Genomic DNA, 18,287 nt, shown 5'->3' with positions numbered 1-18,287 from the left:
GAAACTGATACTTTATCAAAACCTTCACCCGAAGAAATAATAGTATCATCTGTAGTATGCAAAACTCGTGTGGGGATCGGAAGTTCTTTTGGTAGCATATCTACTTCTTTAGGAGGTAATGATACCCCGGATACTTCGTACTCCCTAACAGGTGCTTCCTCCAGGATTTTAACTTCTCCCTCATAGCCCACTCCACGAACTTGAACACATACTTCGCCTTGTTTGTTACACAAGTCGATATCTAGAGTACCTGCTTGATTTGAAGGACGAAGCCAAACAAACATCTCACGGGTACAACTATCAATTACCTCTAAGGAAGCTATTCCCATAGGTAATACCTTCTGATGATCTCCAGCAAATAATTGACTTCCCAACTGAAGTGCATTCTCTAGCATCGTTGGGTGTAATCTATATGTCTCTTCACTTAATGGCAATGATTCTGGAAGAGTTAACTGTATCAATAATTGTGTACTATTGTGATATACACTCACAACCTCTGATAAAGGAAGACCATAAGCACTTCTTATTCCTTCATTACCTATTTGCTTCTTAAGCATAGCTATATCCAAAATAGCCTTAGATGACTCAGTAGATACGATACTACTTCCCTGGCAATAGATCAATTCTTCTTCTCCTTCCTGACCATAGATCTCAAAATCTATAATATCTTTGGTTTGAGGTAACAAAGCGATATCTACTCGTAAATCCTTTTGGATAGATAACGGGCCTGTCCAAACAATATCTTTAAACTCAATGGTAATAGATTTTTCCTTATTCGGTAAGGAATCCGCTATCGCAGCCCGAGCCATTTCTAAATACACCGATACTGGAAGTTCCCGGTCCTGAGAACCAGAGATATAAAACTCGTCCCCTCTAAAGGTTGAACTATAAACCTGATATGATAGATCAGAAATATTACGATGCAGCAATGGGTGAAGCACTGAGGTAACTTTGCCCTTTACAGATGCTTTTGTATCCACTATATCTATCCAGTATCGCTCCCTGGCAAAAGGATAGGTAGGAAGGCTGATCAGTTTGGGATGGGTATTTACATACAACTCTTGCCAGTCAATATCCTGACCTTTGCTCCATACCTCTATCAAAGATGAATAATTTCTATCTTTTATCCATTGTTGAACCATTTGGTCTATGTCCAAACCTCCTGTCGCATAACTCGTAAGTGAGTCCTGGTCACGTTTTACCTGACCGCGATAAATACCTGTTATATTATCTGTACTTTTCAGGTAAGATTCTAGTTTTTGAGTCAACTCATCGATAGAACTAGTTACAAAACCAACACGTTCATCCATCGATTCCCGACCTACTTGAAAGGTATACGCCATAGCACCCAGATCAAGAAAATCTCCTGATGCAATCGAAAAACGGATAAAATCCAGCAGATCTCTTACCTTCTGTTCTAATTGCAATGGCTTTTTGGCTGATAAAGGGATCATAAAATCTGATCCTGATCCATTGAAGGAAAGTATATCTGAATCTATATATTCTTCTATAATCAAATGAGCATTTGATCCTCCTGCTCCAAAGGACGAAATACCTGCTATTCGAGGTAATTCCTTACCATCTAGTATAGGAGCATCCCAGTCGCGGAGTTCTTGGTTTACTATAAATGGAGTTTTATCAAAATCTATATGAGGGTTTAAACGATTTGAATGTAACGACGGAACAATCTGGCGGTAACGCATCTGTAGCAATACCTTGGTTAGACCGGCAATACCTGCGGCAGATTCGCAGTGTCCTATATTGGACTTGGCAGAACCAATCTGGCAATATCCCGTCTTAATAACATCATTACCTTCCTCAAATGCTTTGGTAAGGGCAGATATCTCAATAGGATCCCCTAGTTTAGTACCCGTACCATGAGCCTCGATATAACTGATATGTCGAGGGTCTGTACCCGATGCTGCCAATGCCTGACGAATAGCACTTGCCTGGGCCTTAGGATTGGGAACACTATAACCATTTGTCTTCCCTCCGTGGTTAAGGGAACTACCTTTTATTACTCCATAAATATGGTTGCCATCTCTTTTGGCTTCCGAAAGTCGCTTTAAGATAACAGTACCTACTCCTTCTCCGGGAATATAGCCATCTCCACCTTCTCCAAAACTCTGGCAATGACCATCACTGGAAATAAACTGACCTGTACTTAACATCAGGTATTTATTAGGATGAACGCTAACATTAACCCCTCCTGCAATACCCAAGTCTGTACGTCCTTCCTTTAGATCCTGACAAGCCAAATGGATCGCTGTCAATGAGGAAGAACACATCGTGTCCAAGGTCATACTGGGACCATGCAAGTTTAGAAAATACGATACTCGATTGGCAATACTGGCATAACTACCCGATAAGGACATCGGATTACCTTGCATACTTGCTTCAGCTCCAAACAACTGATACTCACTATACATCATCCCAACATATACCCCAACCTGACCAGGCAATCCATCTTTATGCGGAATCTGTAAACTCGACCGAGTATATCCAGCATCCTCTATTGCCATCCAAACATGTTCTAAAAACAAACGCTCCTGGGGATCTATCGAAGTTGCTTCACGTGGTGATATATTAAAAAACCTTGGATCAAATTCATCTACTCCTGCTATAAAACCACCCCATTTACTATAATGACGGCCTGCTTCTGTACGATCATCACTATAATAATTACTCCAGTCCCATCGATCTTTCGGAACTTCTGTAATACAATCCTTACCTTCCCGAAGATTCTTCCAGTAGGCATCTATATTTTCTGACTCGGGATAACGGCCACTTAAACCTACAATCGCTATAGGGTCAGATTCAATCAATTTATCTGTTCCCTTTGGAGTTACGATTCTACGTCTACGGTTTAATCGTATTTTACTACTACTTCCTGTCTCTTTCTCAGGAACTTCTTCTATTTCTTTTTCCTGAAATTTCTTTCCAAGCATAAAAAGCTTAGATAACTGTGAAGCATGTGATTTACTAAAATATTCTGCTAACTCATGAATGGTTTGATATTCAAAAAATAGCGTCTTAGGTAAAGAGCCAAAAGTCTTTTCCAGTTGATCTGTCAAACTCATTGCCAATATAGAGTCAATACCATACTTTTCAAGAGGTGCGTTAGGATCTATTTTATGAGAGGCTAGTTTTAATGAAATAGCAAATTGATCACATAAGTATTTTTCGGTTTTTCCTTGAAGATTTTCAGTATTTATTGTAGAAACTACTTGTTGTCCATTATGTGATGATGCTAACACAGGTTTTGCTTTCTCTTCTCGATTTTCAAGAAATGTTCTTCGTATTTGGATTGAGTTACCTTCTACTACCAAAGCCTGCCCATAACCTAACTCTAAGGTTTTATAAAATGCATCTATTCCTGTAGGTGCAGGCATGGGATACATTCCAAATTTTTTACGTAATGCTTCTTGATTCTCTCTATTTATTTGCATTCCTCCTTCTTCCCACAATGGCCAATTGACAGATAGGGTATGCCCTATACGATGTCCCCTTGCAACTTCTTGATTACGATATATCGCAAACTCATCCATAAAACCATTCGCAGCTGCATAGTCAGACTGGCCAACATTTCCCAATTGAGAAGCTACCGAAGAAAACAATACCATGAAATCCAGATCTATATCCTTGCTGGACTGATCCAAATTGTACGTCCCCCTTACTTTGGGAGATAATACTCTGATAAATTCTTCACTAGTCTTTTTTATTATAAAATTGTCAGAAGTCATCCCTGCACAATGCAGAATACCATTTAATATTCCTTTTTCTTTAACAATATCGGAGATAAGTTTATTAACTTCTTTTGCATTATCTAGTTCTAGTTGATAGTATTCTACTTCATTGTTGCGAGAAGGAAGTTCTTCTAAAAGTATTTTCTTTTCGGGAGTCAATACAGAACGCCCTGTTAGTATAATCCTGGATCGTGTGGTTTGTTTAAGAATCTCTTTGGTAAATAAAAGACCTAGACCTCCCATACCGCCAGTGATTAGATAAACTCCCTTATCTTTAAAAGCTATTTTGGGGTGTACTTCTATGGCATGTATTTCTTCTCTCTTTAAAACATATCGGATACCTTGTTCATATTTTATCAATTGATCATCTGGATTGGATTGGTTATCCTTCAGTTGTAATACAAGATCATTTGCTTGAACTTTCGGATCAATAAGAAGAAGTTGAGGAACTATTAATGGATTTTCCAAAGCAGCAGTTTTCAACAATCCGGAAAGCCCTGCTAAAATTATTTGCTCTCCTTCACTAGGTACAACCAACTGAATCAGTACTTTTCCTTCTGGTTTGTTGATTAGTATATTTTGAATCAATTCAAAACAGGAAAGAGCATACTCACTATACCTCTCGGAAATATGTTGTTTTTGGTCTACCCGGAAACTCCAAATCTTACTTGGCGAAAGTGAACTACTAATATGCTTCTCTTTTAAATGTGATATTTCACATAAAATCAAATGATATTGTTCATATTCTATTTCATCGTTAGAAGAGACATCCAATACAACTGGTGTCCAATCAGATTTTGCCAACAGCACACTTCTGGTTTCTTCTGCATTTTGCTGCTTTACAACTTTGATTTTTTCTAACGCTTCTTTTTGTGTAAGCTTCCCACTGGAAACATCCTGATATATTTTTAACAATTCAAATTTCACTCGTTTAAATTTTATTAATTAATTAGAAATAAGAACATTACAAAACAAAAACCATTACTACCGCTTCGTTCTCGCATTACATGTTGTTAACTATTCTTTTAGGGAGGTGAAGTAATCTTAAAAAATCCCTCAATGTTTGTTTATTATCTCTAAGATCAATTTAGCTTTGCTGCCTCCTCTACTGAGATTTCATTATTCAAAACTTTCTCAATTACATCGCTATAAAAACTATCATCGAAATTTTGATTATGTAATGTAACCTGAGAAGTGTTATCTATTTTTTCTTCCAAAATCCGAGATGAAAATCCAAGTATCTGTACACAAACATTTCCTTCTTGATCACACAGATCCAGATCTAGTTTAATCACTCTATCTCCGGGTTTACAACCCTGAGAATAACGTACCCATACGTACATTAGGGAAGTGCATTTAGAAATTATACGTACAGATTCCAGTGCAAAAGGTAGTAATGGTCTGGATGGCAGGTTATCTACATCCACCATTAAACCTATACATGCCTGAAGAGCGCTATCCATTACACTAGGATGCAAGGTGAATTGATTATGATCGGTTTCTGCCTCTACAGGTAAGCTAAGTTGTGCCAAAAGTTGTTCTGCTCCCATATAAATAACCGATACTCCTTGATGAGAAAGGCCATAATCCATTCCTATCTGTTTAAAGGAACTATAAACCGTATGAGATTCGATAATACCTTCACGCATTTGTGCTTTAAGCTGATTAATATCCTTTTTGATAGAGATTTCACCCTTTATGAAAATTGCTTGCCCCTGACAATGTATTTCCTCCTGCTGATGCTGTGCTTTTGTATCATTGCTATAAATTTCAAAATCAATTTTTTCTTCAGTACTACTTTTATTCTCACTGTCAAATAAGCTTATAGAAGCCTGTTTGTTTGCATCAACATATAGCGGTTTTAGCCAAACTACATTTTGTAGTTCTACTATATATCCTTCTTGATAAATGGTTGATGCATGATTAACTGCTGCCAGAGCCATTTCGAGATAGGCTACTGCCGGTAGTACTTTATGTCCATTTACTTTATGATCTCTTAAGAAGAATTCCTTACCGTTGAAAGCAGTTGTATAGCATTGTTGGCTTAGATCAGAAGTATTTTGATGTAATAAAGGATGTATAATTGAAACCGAAGTTTCTGATTTCTTTATACTTTCTTCATTTTTTGACGTATTTAGCCAATACCTTTCTTTAACAAAAGGGTATGAAGGTAAAGGAATTCGATTGACTATTTCTCCTTCGTACAATTTATACCAATTTAACTTAAGCCCTTTTACCCATAGATCTGTTAAGCTGGACAACTTATTTTCAGTAATCCATTTATCAATAATTTGCTGTAGATCTGTATCAACGCTAAACAAGTCTTGAATTTCATTATTTTGCTTAACCTGTCCTATCCAGGTATTTTTAACAGAACGTTCTCTATTAATGTAAGCCTTAAGCTTTTTGACTAGTTCTTCTATAGAACTTACCACAAACCCTAAACGTTCTTCCATAGCTTCTCTACCTACCTGAAGGGTATATGCTAACTCTGTTAAATTTACCCTGTTGGTTATTTGCCCTTTTTCTTTTTGATAACTAATAAACCTCAATAAGTCAATAGCTTTTTGTGATAACTGTTCAGGTGTCCTCGCAGAAAGTGGAATAATAACCGGATTATTTTTTCTGGTTGTATTTTGTTTTTCAGGGTACAAATATTCTTTTACAACTATATGCGCATTGGTTCCACTATGTCCAAAAGAGTTTATTGCCGCCATTCGGGGTATTCCTTCTAATGGACTCCAATCTATAATCTCTGTATTGATATAAAAAGGAGAATCGGTAAATTCAATAAGAGGATTGATGGTTTTAAAGTTTAACAACTTAGGTATTTTATTCTCTTGCAAAGACAATAATACCTTTATTAGTCCAATAACACCTGCAGCAGCTGCGGCATGCCCAACATAAGACTTAGCGCTACCAACTACGCAAAATTCTTTTTTCTCTGTAAAGTTTTGGAAAGCTCTTACCAAAGCATTTGTTTCTACAGGATCACCGAGTTTTGTTCCGGTACCATGTGCTTCGACATAATTGATCTTTTCCGGATCGATATTAAACTTATTATAAATATCTACTATAAGTTTTTCCTGCGCAGCCCCATTGGGTGCTGTTATACCATTGCTCGCACCGTCTTGATTAATTCCAGACCCTGAAATAACACCATAAATCTTATCTCCTGATTTTACTGCATCTTCCAGACGTTTCAATACTACCATACCTATTCCTTCTGACATTATAGTGCCATCGGCAGTCTGATCAAAGGTAAAACAACGACCTTTTGGTGATAACATCTCAATTTTATCGAGTCGGATTAACACATTTTGATCCAAACAAGCGTTTACTCCTCCCGCAAGTGCTAAATCCGTTTCCTTATTCCTTAAACTTTCACAAGCTAAGTGCAAAGCTACTGCAGAAGAAGAACAACCAGTATTAACCACAAAGGAAGGACCATTCAAATTTAAAATATAGGATAATCGAGAAGCGATAATAGCATCAGAGTATCCTGTGAAAGTTTCTCCTGTATATCCTGTAGGTTCGGCACCAATGTAAATCCCTGTTTGAGTTTCGGAAAAATCTTTGGGGTTGTATCCAGCATTTTCAATTGCTTTCCAGCTTTCCTGAAGAATCAATCTCTGATGTGGATTCATAGATTCTGCTTCTTTTGGAGAAATATTAAAGAACAAAGGATCAAAACAATCTCTTTCTTCTAATATTCCTCCCCATTTACATCGGGTTTTACCGGGTTGTTTTGTGGTACTATAGTAATTTCTTTGATCCAGGTAAGAATCAGGAAGCTCGCTCACACCATCAATTCCATTCTCCAAATTGTGCCAAAATTCTTCAATATTATCTGCTTTAGGGAACATTCCGGATATTCCTACCACTGCAATCTCAGATAGGATTGGTTCTCTTTGTTCTGAAGACGGTCCCAAAAAAGCTTTTTCATTGATATTGAACCTATTTCCTGTTAAGTTAACAGGTGCAATAACTTTATTCTCATGGATCTCTGACACTTCCTCTTTATTTTCTAGAGGTGTAATATCTTGTTGCTTGGGTATACGAGGTTTTATTTGTTCCTGATACGTATTTACAATATGTTTCTCTAAACGATTTACCGAAGAGTGCTCAAATATAATTGCTGTATTTAATGAAATAGAAAGAGCTTCATTAATTTGATTTATAAAACTTACCCCTAGAATTGAATCTATTCCATAATCCGAAAAAGCTATATTCGAATCAATACTCGCAAGAGAAATTTTCAAAGTTTTTGATAAACTATCCAAAATTACTGTTCGAGTATATTCTGAAACATCTTGTAATGGTTTTGAGGCAAAACCTGATTTTTGTAATGAATCTGATATCTTCTTTTTAGGTTGTTCTGGTTTGCTTTTTTCAAGAATAGGAGGAGTAGAAGGTCCTTTCTGTTTCTTTTTTACTGATATTTTACGTCTTATTACACCATCAGTTTGAGCCAAAACTATCTGTTGTCCCAGATTATGTGTTTCCTCGGCGGGGAACAATACCATAGGGAAACCTTCTTCTTTTAAAACCTTCTGCCATCCCGCAGATGTTACTCCAGGGCTTCCGGGCATCCTAAGATCAGCATCTTTAAAAAGCCACCATCCATCTAGTAATCCAAAAGTAAGATGGTTAAAAAGTACCGGAGTACTTAATTCATTAATAAACAAATATCCATTTGAATTCAGTATAGCTTTAGCATTACGTAAGGTTTGCCGTATATCACGTGTTGCATGTAGCACATTGGTTGCAATTACCAAATCATATGAACCTGCTTCAATATCCTGATCTTCTATTGGTTGTTCTATATCCAATCGTTGACAATGTATGTATGGATTGTCCTGTAAATATTTTTCTTCTGCATGAAAAAAGAACACTTTTGAAAGATCTGTATAGCAATATTGATCTATAGAAGCTTTAAAGGGTTGTAATTTTGAAAAAATAATAGCCGATGTTCCTCCTGTCCCTGCGCCAATCTCCAGGATTCTTAGTTTTGCTTCTGGGTTAGATTGCAGTTTTTGTTGTATGTAAGTAGCAACAGCATTGGCTATTATTTCATTGAAGGTATCTGATCGTAAGTTATTTTTATATACTCCTTCGACTTTTTCCATCGAAGCATTAGGGAATATAATATCTGTTGCCAAAACTTTGCCAGTTAAAATTTCTGGTAATTTTTCCAGGCAATTATCCACAAGGGTTACCCAGGCTTTTCGATCAGGATTTTGTAAATGCTTTTCTTTTTCAACTTCCCATTTGTTCCATACTTCTTTGGTATTTGTCTTTTTCAGAGAATTAATAGTTCCATTTTTAAACTGAATATACCCATTTTGATTAAACCTTTGAAGGCAATTATCCCACCAAGAAGTATATTTATCCAGGACTCCACATCGTTTTCGTAAGTCAGAAATTTTCAGTGTTTTTTCCTGATAATTTGCCTTTATTAATTGTTCTATTTGGCTATATAACAATTGAAGAAGCCAATCTTCAAGTTCGCTTTTTTCTTCTTCGTCTTTTAATCTATCAATTTTTTCTTGTGGAATTTCAATGTTTTTAGCAGACAGTTGTATTGAAGACAATACTGATTTTTCCATATAGGAGATAAATTCATCCTGATCACAATTCATCAATGCCTTAATAGGTGATGATGCTTTCATACATAGGGCTTGATGAATTCTTTCATTACAAAGTTCTCCAATAAATTGTTCGAAGCATTGGTAACCTTCATTATTTTCAAGAGCTTCAAAATTATCTGTCAAAATTTCTTCATTACCATCTTCAATGGTATCTAATGAGGATTTCCAGAACCCCCAGTTGATAATCCCTATTGGAAATTTTGATTCTCTCCTTATCGAGTGTACCAAACTATCAGCATATGTAATACCGCTGGCATAAGCAGAAAGCTTAGATGCTCCTGAAAAAGAATAGGCTTGTCCCGATGAAAAATAACACATAAAGTCAAGGGATTCATTTTTCAGAGCTGTATAGAAAACCCAACTCCCTTGGGCTTTCAAATCAAAAATAGATCTAAACTCTTCTTCTGTAGTTTGATCTAGTGAATTTTCAAAGTTGAAGATCATTCCAGAAAAAACAGCTCCATTTATAGTAGTGTAATTCTGTTTTATGAATGTTACAGTTTCCTGCATGGCTTCCAGATCGGTTACATCTGCTTGCATATATTCTAAATTGCCCTTACATCCATCAAACGATTTCATAGCTGTTTTCACCTTTTCTGAGGTTACTTCACTTCTTCCAATCCACACTACTGTTGCTTCATATTTTTCCATCAATTGATGAGTAATAATCTTTCCTACAGTACCGCTTCCACCAACAATTATGTATACACCATTCTGACGAATTGCAGTCATGTTCTGCTTACTCCAGTTTAGTTTGTAGAGCTTCTGGCGATATCGTTTTCCTGATCTGATCTTAAATACTTCTCCTCTATCTGAAGGAGGTTCTTGTAAGATCATTTCCAGTAGTTGAGCATGCTCTTTTGACGTCTCTATATCTTCTGAAGATACATCCAGATTTCTAATACGGAATTGATAACTCCCTTGTGCAAGAGAATAGGCTAAACCTGTAATTCCTGCCCCGATAAATTGATTAGATTCTGCATGAATCGTATGCGTATCTAATGTCAATACATAGGTTTCAATTTTTTCTTTAATGCTATTTTCTTGTTTAAGGGATTTAACAAGACGTAAAAACTGAATCTCTCGCGTTTCGTAATTCTGTCTTAATTCTGTTTGATCAACTGGTTGAGAAAATTTCTTTTCGAGAGAAAGAAAATACACAATATCAATAGTATCAATACTCTGTAAGCAAACCTGAAAACCTTTAGAGTCGTTTATTCCGCATTGCCATTCTTTATCTGATACCTGTATTGTTTTATCAGAAACCTTTATAACAAAAGTTTTACCTCCCTCTTTCTGATTGTGATATTTTTGTATCTCTTCTTCAAACCCGGAAGTATTTCCGCTGCATACAATCAATACATTTTTATGAGTTACCTCAATTTTTGATGGTTTAATGGGTTGTTCTTCCCATTGAGTCTGGTAACTAACCTTATCCCAATTCAGATCACTTTCTATAATAGATGTCTTCTTATAAAGGGGTAAAAATTCACAAGCTTTTAACAGTTCTAAGTCTCGAATGATGATTATACTATTACCGTTCTTATCACATAGATCAATATCAAGTTTTATAGAACTGCTTTGGGATTGCTCTTCTGGTGTTGTTCTTATCCAGGCAAACATTTCTTCAGTATAAGCAGAAATTACCGTTAAAGTTCCCATAGCTACCGGTATCAATGCCTTTGTCTCTGGGAATAACATCGTACTCGCTTGTATAACGCCTTCTATTATCGCTGGATGTAATACATATTTTTTATGCTTTGTTACCGGCATTACAAGTTTTGTCAATACCTGCTCGTTTCCAACATATATTTCATCAAGAACCTGAAAAGGTTTCTCATAACTTACTCCTTCATTTTTTAAAGCATCATATAAGCCAGATATTTCTATCTTTTCGGCTTTAATTTGTTTTTTAAGTTCTGAAATATCCAATTTTGTGATTTCGGGTTTTGTTCTGAGTATTGCATTTCCGAAAAAATAAGTCTCTTGATTTTCTTCCTCTTGATTCTTTATTTCATATAGAACTTTGTTATCGTTCGTTACCGATAATGAAACCTTGATATTTTTATCTTTATCGACGATACAGGGCATTCCCCACTTCAAATGATTTAATTGAATAACTGTTGAGTTTTCTATGGAAGGTACAGCCATTTCGACTGCCGCTCTTGCCATTTCTAGGTATATTCCTGTAGTTATTATTATATTATCCTGATATCTATATCCAGCTATAAGAGGCTGTTCTACACTAAATGTTGAGCTATAGCTTTGCTCAATGAGATTTGAGGTATTATAATGTACTAATGGATGTAAGGCACTTCCTATAGTTTTCGAATATTTTTGAGTAGAGTCTATCCAATAACGATCTTGTGCAAAAGGATAAGCAGGTAATGCAATACGTTTGGGGTGATTTTCTCCATAGAATTTTTTCCAATCTATAGCCAATCCTTTAACCCATAATTCCATTAGTTTGGGCAGTTTTCTTCTGGTAATCCACTTTTCAATTGCTTCTTTCATATCATCATCTCCATTGATGATATTCATATCTTCCTGACCGTGTTTTACTTTACCCAAAAAGATTCCTTCTACTGTTTCTGAACCTTCCAGATACGCTTCCAGTTTTTCAATCAATTGATTCATGGTATTTATCAGGAAACCAAGGCGTACCTCAAACTCTTCTTTACATACCTGAAGGCTATATGCCAAATCCTGTACATTAAAAGTTTCTTTAGGTTCTGAGATCAAATCCAACACATCATGCGCTTTTTGATACAACTGCTCTTCAGTTCTTGCTGAGAGTAAAATCATCACTTTTTCTTCCCGAGTCTTTACTGGTATAGGCTGTTTATGTTCTACAGGAACTTCAAATTCTTCTATTACAACATGTGCATTGGTACCGCTTCTTCCAAAAGAACTCACAGCTCCCAGATAAGGTTTACTTTGATCCTTGGTCCATTCTCTCTTCTTTTTGTTGATATAGAAGGGACTATCTCTCCAAGTTATATAATCGTTTTCTTCAACACAGTTGAGACTTGCCGGTATTTGGCGATGTTGCATCGCTTTCAGTAAATTAACAACACTCACCAGGCCTGATGCTGCCAGGGTATGTCCTATATTACTCTTGCAGCTGGTTAGGGCACAATATTCCTGTTTTGCTAAAGAATTTTGATCTTCTTTCAATTTTTTAAAGGCCTTGGCTAATGCATTTATTTCAACAGGGTCTCCTAATTTGGTACCTGTTCCATGTGTAACGATATAGGATAGGTCATTTGTATTGATTTGGTGATCAGTATAGATTTTTTCAATTAATGCAGCCTGTCTATCTCCATTAGGAGCAGTAACTCCATTAGTCTTTCCATCAAAGTTAATTCCGCTAGCTTTAATTGTACCATAGATAGTATCATCATCTGCTATAGCTGTCGATAGTGGTTTTAACATTAGAACTACGACAGACTCTCCTACTCCAATACCTTTGGCATTTTTTGAAAATGTATGACAACGCCCATCTTCGGAAAGCATGCCTGCCTCACTCATCATTATATAACTTTCTGGTGAAAGCAACAATGAAACTCCTGCTACAATAGCTGCTTTACATTCTCCCTGACGTAAACTCGAAACTGCCTGATGAAGTGCTACCAATCCTGAAGAGCAGGCAGTGTTTGTTGAAATAGCCGGCCCTTGAAGATCCAAAAAGTAAGAAAGTCTGGAGCTTATCATTGCATTTCCGGTAGTGGTAATTCCTGGTTTTCCGGTAATCTGATCGTATTGCCCTTCTTCCATTCCTACAAAAACACCTACCTTTTTACCTTTGATCTCCTTTGGAGATATTCTGGCGTCTTCAATAGCTTTATAAGTTTCTATCAGTAATAAGCGTTCTGCCGGATCCATATATTCAGCTTCACGCGGCGAAATTCCAAAAAACAAAGGATCAAACTTATCCACTCCGTGAATAAAACCTCCTTTATTTGTTGTTATCTTATTATTAGTATTGTCTGGAGCTATGTAATAATCACTCCAATCCCATCTATTTGTTGGTATTTCGGTAATAGCATCTTTGCCTTCTGAAAGTAACGACCATAGTTGATCTACTGTCTGCGCCTGTGGGAAACGTCCCGACATCCCCACTACTGCAATAGGTTCAGTATTTGATACATCTATCTGTTTTGGATAAAGGTGTGAGGAAAATGAGTTATTATGTATTGGCTTAATACTTTTTAGCTTAGCTATTGTTATTTTTTCATTATTTCCTTTTTCATTGGTTGCTTCAGTGATATAAAATTCGTCTATCTGATCTGGATACTCCTCCAGAATATAATCTACCAATTTTTGAATTGTAGTTGCGCTAAAGAATACTGCTGGGGTTATTTCTACTTCAAAATAAGCTGTTAGCTTAGAGGCAAGTTTACCTAAACTAATAGAATCAAAACCATACTCGGTAAGATTTTGATCTACCTTTAATCTATTCTGATTGATTTTTGTCAGGCTTGCTATCTGTTGTTTTAGATCATTAGTTACACAATCTTTTACCGAAATCCCTTGATCCCGAAGTTCTCTTTCTATTTTTTTAATATTGTTTGTATTGACTAATACATTTTCTATACTTTTTGACTGCTCTGTAACATATAAACGATTTAAAACTTGTTCTATCCTTGATGGTTTCCCTAACATAACCAAGGTTTGCAATTTATCTGTTTTTATAAGGTCATGCCATAATCCTATTCCTTGAGATGTTTTTAATGGTTCCTGCCCACTACTTTTTAAATAAAAAGAAGCTTGCTCGGCATCACTGGTTCCCATACCTCCTTCTTCCCATAATGGCCAGTTGATGACCATCGTTTTGCTTTTTAACTCAGGTTTTTGTTCTCTATAAAAACTGTACGCCATCTGAAAACGGCTTGCTAAAGCATAATCACAGGATCCAAAATCTCCTAAAAAAGCTGATACCGATGAAAAATAGCAGATAAAATCTAAAGACGGTTGATTTAACACCTCATCGAGTACAATAGTCCCATAGGTTTTGGGATAAAGTATAGTTTTGATATCATCTGTTGAACGTTGGTAAAATGGTTGTGAAGATGCTATTCCTGCCGCATGAATAATCCCTGAAATCTCAAAAGGTAGTTGTGATCGTAATGCCAACATCGCTTCTTTATCACTGACATCGACAGATCGATAATGTACTTGTCCTGCTCCAGCATTTTTTACTATTGCTAATTGTTCTTCAATCACCGAAGATATTGGTGTTCGACCTATCAACAATAAATTTGCCTGATAATTTTCTGCCAAAAAACGAGCAAACTGTAAGCCTAATTTTCCGCACCCTCCGGTAATTAAATAATTTCCTTTTTGTTTAAGAACAGATTCGTTAGTTACTTTATTGGGTATCGATGACTGTAAAGACAACCTATATCGTTGATCATTTTTATACCACAATACTCCATTACATTGCAACGCTTCTGCTATTAATTGCAATGAATATATCGGAGAATCAATATAAAACAAAGATAATTCTGTGTTGGGTAGCAGTAGTTTTAAAGATCGTTCAAAGCCTATCCAGGAATAGTCCCAACAAGTATTCACTTCAGCTGTATTATAATGTCCTACAAGTGTTATGTGTTCTACTGGTAAAGTTGATGATCTGATTGTTTTAAACACATCAAACAACCTATAAATCCCTTCTTCTCCCTTACCTTTTGCCCACAGGTAAAGAATATGAATTGGTTTACGTTCCTGATCATTTACAATAGCAAGTATTTTTTCTATATCATGTGTATTATCGGGACTACACTTATACAACTGAGATGTAACTCTTTGATAATTGTCTGATTGCTCTACAACTATAGTTTGAGACAGGCTATCTAGCATCTCTTGTTTCAACATTTCGCTAAACTCCTTGTTTGCAAAAACAATAGTTGAGCGATTTTCTTTCTTTACCGGAACAATGGTACGCTGTTCTTTTTTCCAATATTCTCTAAAAAAAAGTGGTTGAGTTATTTCCTGTTCAAAAACTGATTCAACATTCTTTCTACTTTTATTCTCTTCAATCCAATATCGTTCTTTGGCAAAAGGATAAAGTGGTAATTGAATACGTTGGGGTTTAACTTTTCCATACAGTTTATTCCAATCCAGATCATACCCCTCAACCCATAATTTGATTAGATTGGAAAGCTTTTTCTGCTGTATCCATTTATCTATCGTTTCTTGTAAATCTGTATCATTTGAAAATAATGAAATTGTAGTTTCATTATTTTTTGCTTTTCCTACAAACGTATCTTGAGTCCGTTTCTTTCCTTCAATATATCCATTTAGTTTTTCTACTAATTGATCTTGAGTACTTGCTACCACCCCCAAACGATATTCCATCTCCATTCTTCCAATCTGCATGGTATATGCTACCTGATCCAAATCACAAGATTGCTCTTGTTTATTTAAATACGCTAGTATATCAACAGCTTTTTGCTTTAACTGTTCTTCTGTTTTTGCTGATAAGGGAAAAACATAACCTGTATCTTGATTACTTTTTGAATTTAGTGTGTTAGTTTCTGCAAAATTATATTCAGATATAACCATATGAGCATTAGTCCCACTAAACCCAAAAGAACTGATTGCTGCCTGTCGCTGTTGATCTTGTTCTACTTGCCAATCTTTGAGTTGAGTATTAACATAAAATGGACTGTTTTCTATACTGATATGTTCATTCAGGTTTTCGAAATTAATGGTTGGGGGCAGTTTTTTATATTTCAACGACATCAAGAGTTTAATCACTCCTGCGACTCCTGCAGCCATTAAACAATGACCAATATTACTTTTAACAGAACCCAGTGCGCAATATGCTTTTTCTGAAGTATATCTTGTAAAGGATTCTACCAAAGCCTCAACCTCAATCGGATCTCCAAGCTTAGTTCCTGTTCCGTGTGCTTCAACCAACTGAATAGAAGATGGATCTATTCTGTAATTATCATAAACTTCTTGTTGTAGCTTAGATTGAGCTTCGGTATTCGGGGCTGTAATCCCATTGGTCTTGCCATCCTGATTAATGCCCCAACCCTTGATGACTCCTAAGATATTATCTCCATCATTTTCTGCATCTTCAAGCCTTTTTAGCATCACTACTCCAACTCCTTCACCTGGCACAAAACCATTAGCATTTTGGTCGAAGGTATGGCATTTGCCATCTGATGATAACATTCCCATTTGTGAAGTCTTGATATGCATATCTGCCCCTGCTCCAATATATACTCCTCCAGCCAGCATAAGATCACTCTGACCCAGGATCAATGAATCACAAGCATTAGCAATCGCTACCAATGAGGAAGAACAAGCTGTATCGATAGTCAAACAAGGACCTTGCAAGTTCAGAAAATAAGATATCCGTGCAGCCAGTATTGAGTTATCTCCTCCTGTAAAACCGTAAGCACTTGTTCGCATATTATCAGATAACAAATGATAGTCTCCCTGGCCACAACCTACAAATACACCGCATTTACTTTTCTCCAATAGTTTAGCATTATAGCCTGCATTTTCTATGGCATGCCAACAGGTTTGCAGAAACAGCCTTTGCTGCGGGTCCATACATTCTGCTTCAGATGGTGATATATTAAAAAATAAAGGATCAAAAAGATCATATTCTTCAAGTGCCCCCATCCATTTGCTATACGTTTTTCCCGGAGTAGCTTCTCCATCTTGATAGTATTTACCAATATCCCATCGTTTTTGAGAAATTTCACTTATACAGTTCTTCCCTTCTACAATATTGTTCCAGAAAGTTTCCACATTATTTGCCATAGGAAACTGACCTGCCATACCAATGATGGCTATGGATTGAGGTTTATCTTTTAATCTTAGATCCGATGTTGTTATTGATACTTTAGGTTTTGAGATAGATTCTCTTTGATTAGATGACAAAGCATCTGTATTCTGAGATATTATTGATGCATTAACCTCTACAGGTATTGCTTCTTTCTGAATAGGCGGCACTCCCAGTTTCTGCATTTCCTCTTTAACATAACGACTAAATTCTATAAGGTTTGGATAACTGTAAATTTTGGTTGCGTTAATGGAAATCTTATATTTTTCATTGATCTTTCTTATCCAGGTTACTCCTATGATTGAATCCAAACCTAGATCTACAAACTGACTATCCTCATCAATTTCGTCTTCTTCCATGTGTAGTTCCTGAGCCAGTAAGTTTTTGAGATTATTTTTAATCATTGGTAATACATCTGCATACTGTGGTGTTTTTTCAGACTTGGATAAAATAGCTTTCTCTGTAAAAGCTACTTGTTCCCGAGTATCTTCTGAAGTAGTATTGAAATTACCTTCTATACGCTCCAGGGTATCCGAACGTCCTACAAAAGTCTTTTCGTGCATAGACAACTCCCGGGTATATGTATCTTCCAAACGATCCTTGATATCACGGGTTATCTGATGTTTGAAGGCAATTAAATTATCACGGGTATTACGCGTTAATTCTCTGGCCAATGTAAATGTAAACTCTCCAATCTCCTTACGGGAAACAACCGGTAAGGATACTCCTTTCTTATTTAATGCTTGACCCGGATATTCTATTCCTGTTAGCAACGTACCACGAGCAAGATCATAACCTATACGCTTCGGAAAAATCAATGTCGAGCCTGCCCCGGGAGTAAATCCGTAATTCATATAAGGACTTATATAATGACTTTCTCTACTTAATATTGGGAAATCACTAAACATACCCATAGACCATCCTGCTCCAATACCATGGCCCTGCATGGATGCAATCACAGGAATATTACAATCCATGGCTAAGTGATATATTGTAGTATCAGTAAATTTAATTTTGCCTTCCTGTATATCGAGTAACATTTCTTTAGTTCCTCCTGAGATGAAATAACTGTCATATCCCGTTAAG

General features: G+C 36.3%; 2 protein-coding genes. Both read right to left on the bottom strand.

The window, feature by feature from the left end; genetic code table 11:
• Positions 1-4,673: SDR family NAD(P)-dependent oxidoreductase (locus tag Z053_RS0126660; RefSeq protein WP_025668031.1), on the bottom strand; the 4,673-nt coding region annotated here is incomplete at its 3' end.
• A gap of 155 nt (positions 4,674-4,828) precedes the next feature.
• Positions 4,829-18,287 (bottom strand): SDR family NAD(P)-dependent oxidoreductase (locus Z053_RS31205; protein WP_025668030.1); only part of this gene is annotated, 13,459 nt, incomplete at its 5' end.

Origin of the sequence: Aquimarina megaterium XH134 (genome assembly GCF_000520975.1) — a bacterium.
Taxonomy (GTDB): Bacteria; Bacteroidota; Bacteroidia; order Flavobacteriales; family Flavobacteriaceae; genus Aquimarina; species Aquimarina megaterium.
This window is presented reverse-complemented; position numbering and strand designations above follow the sequence as displayed.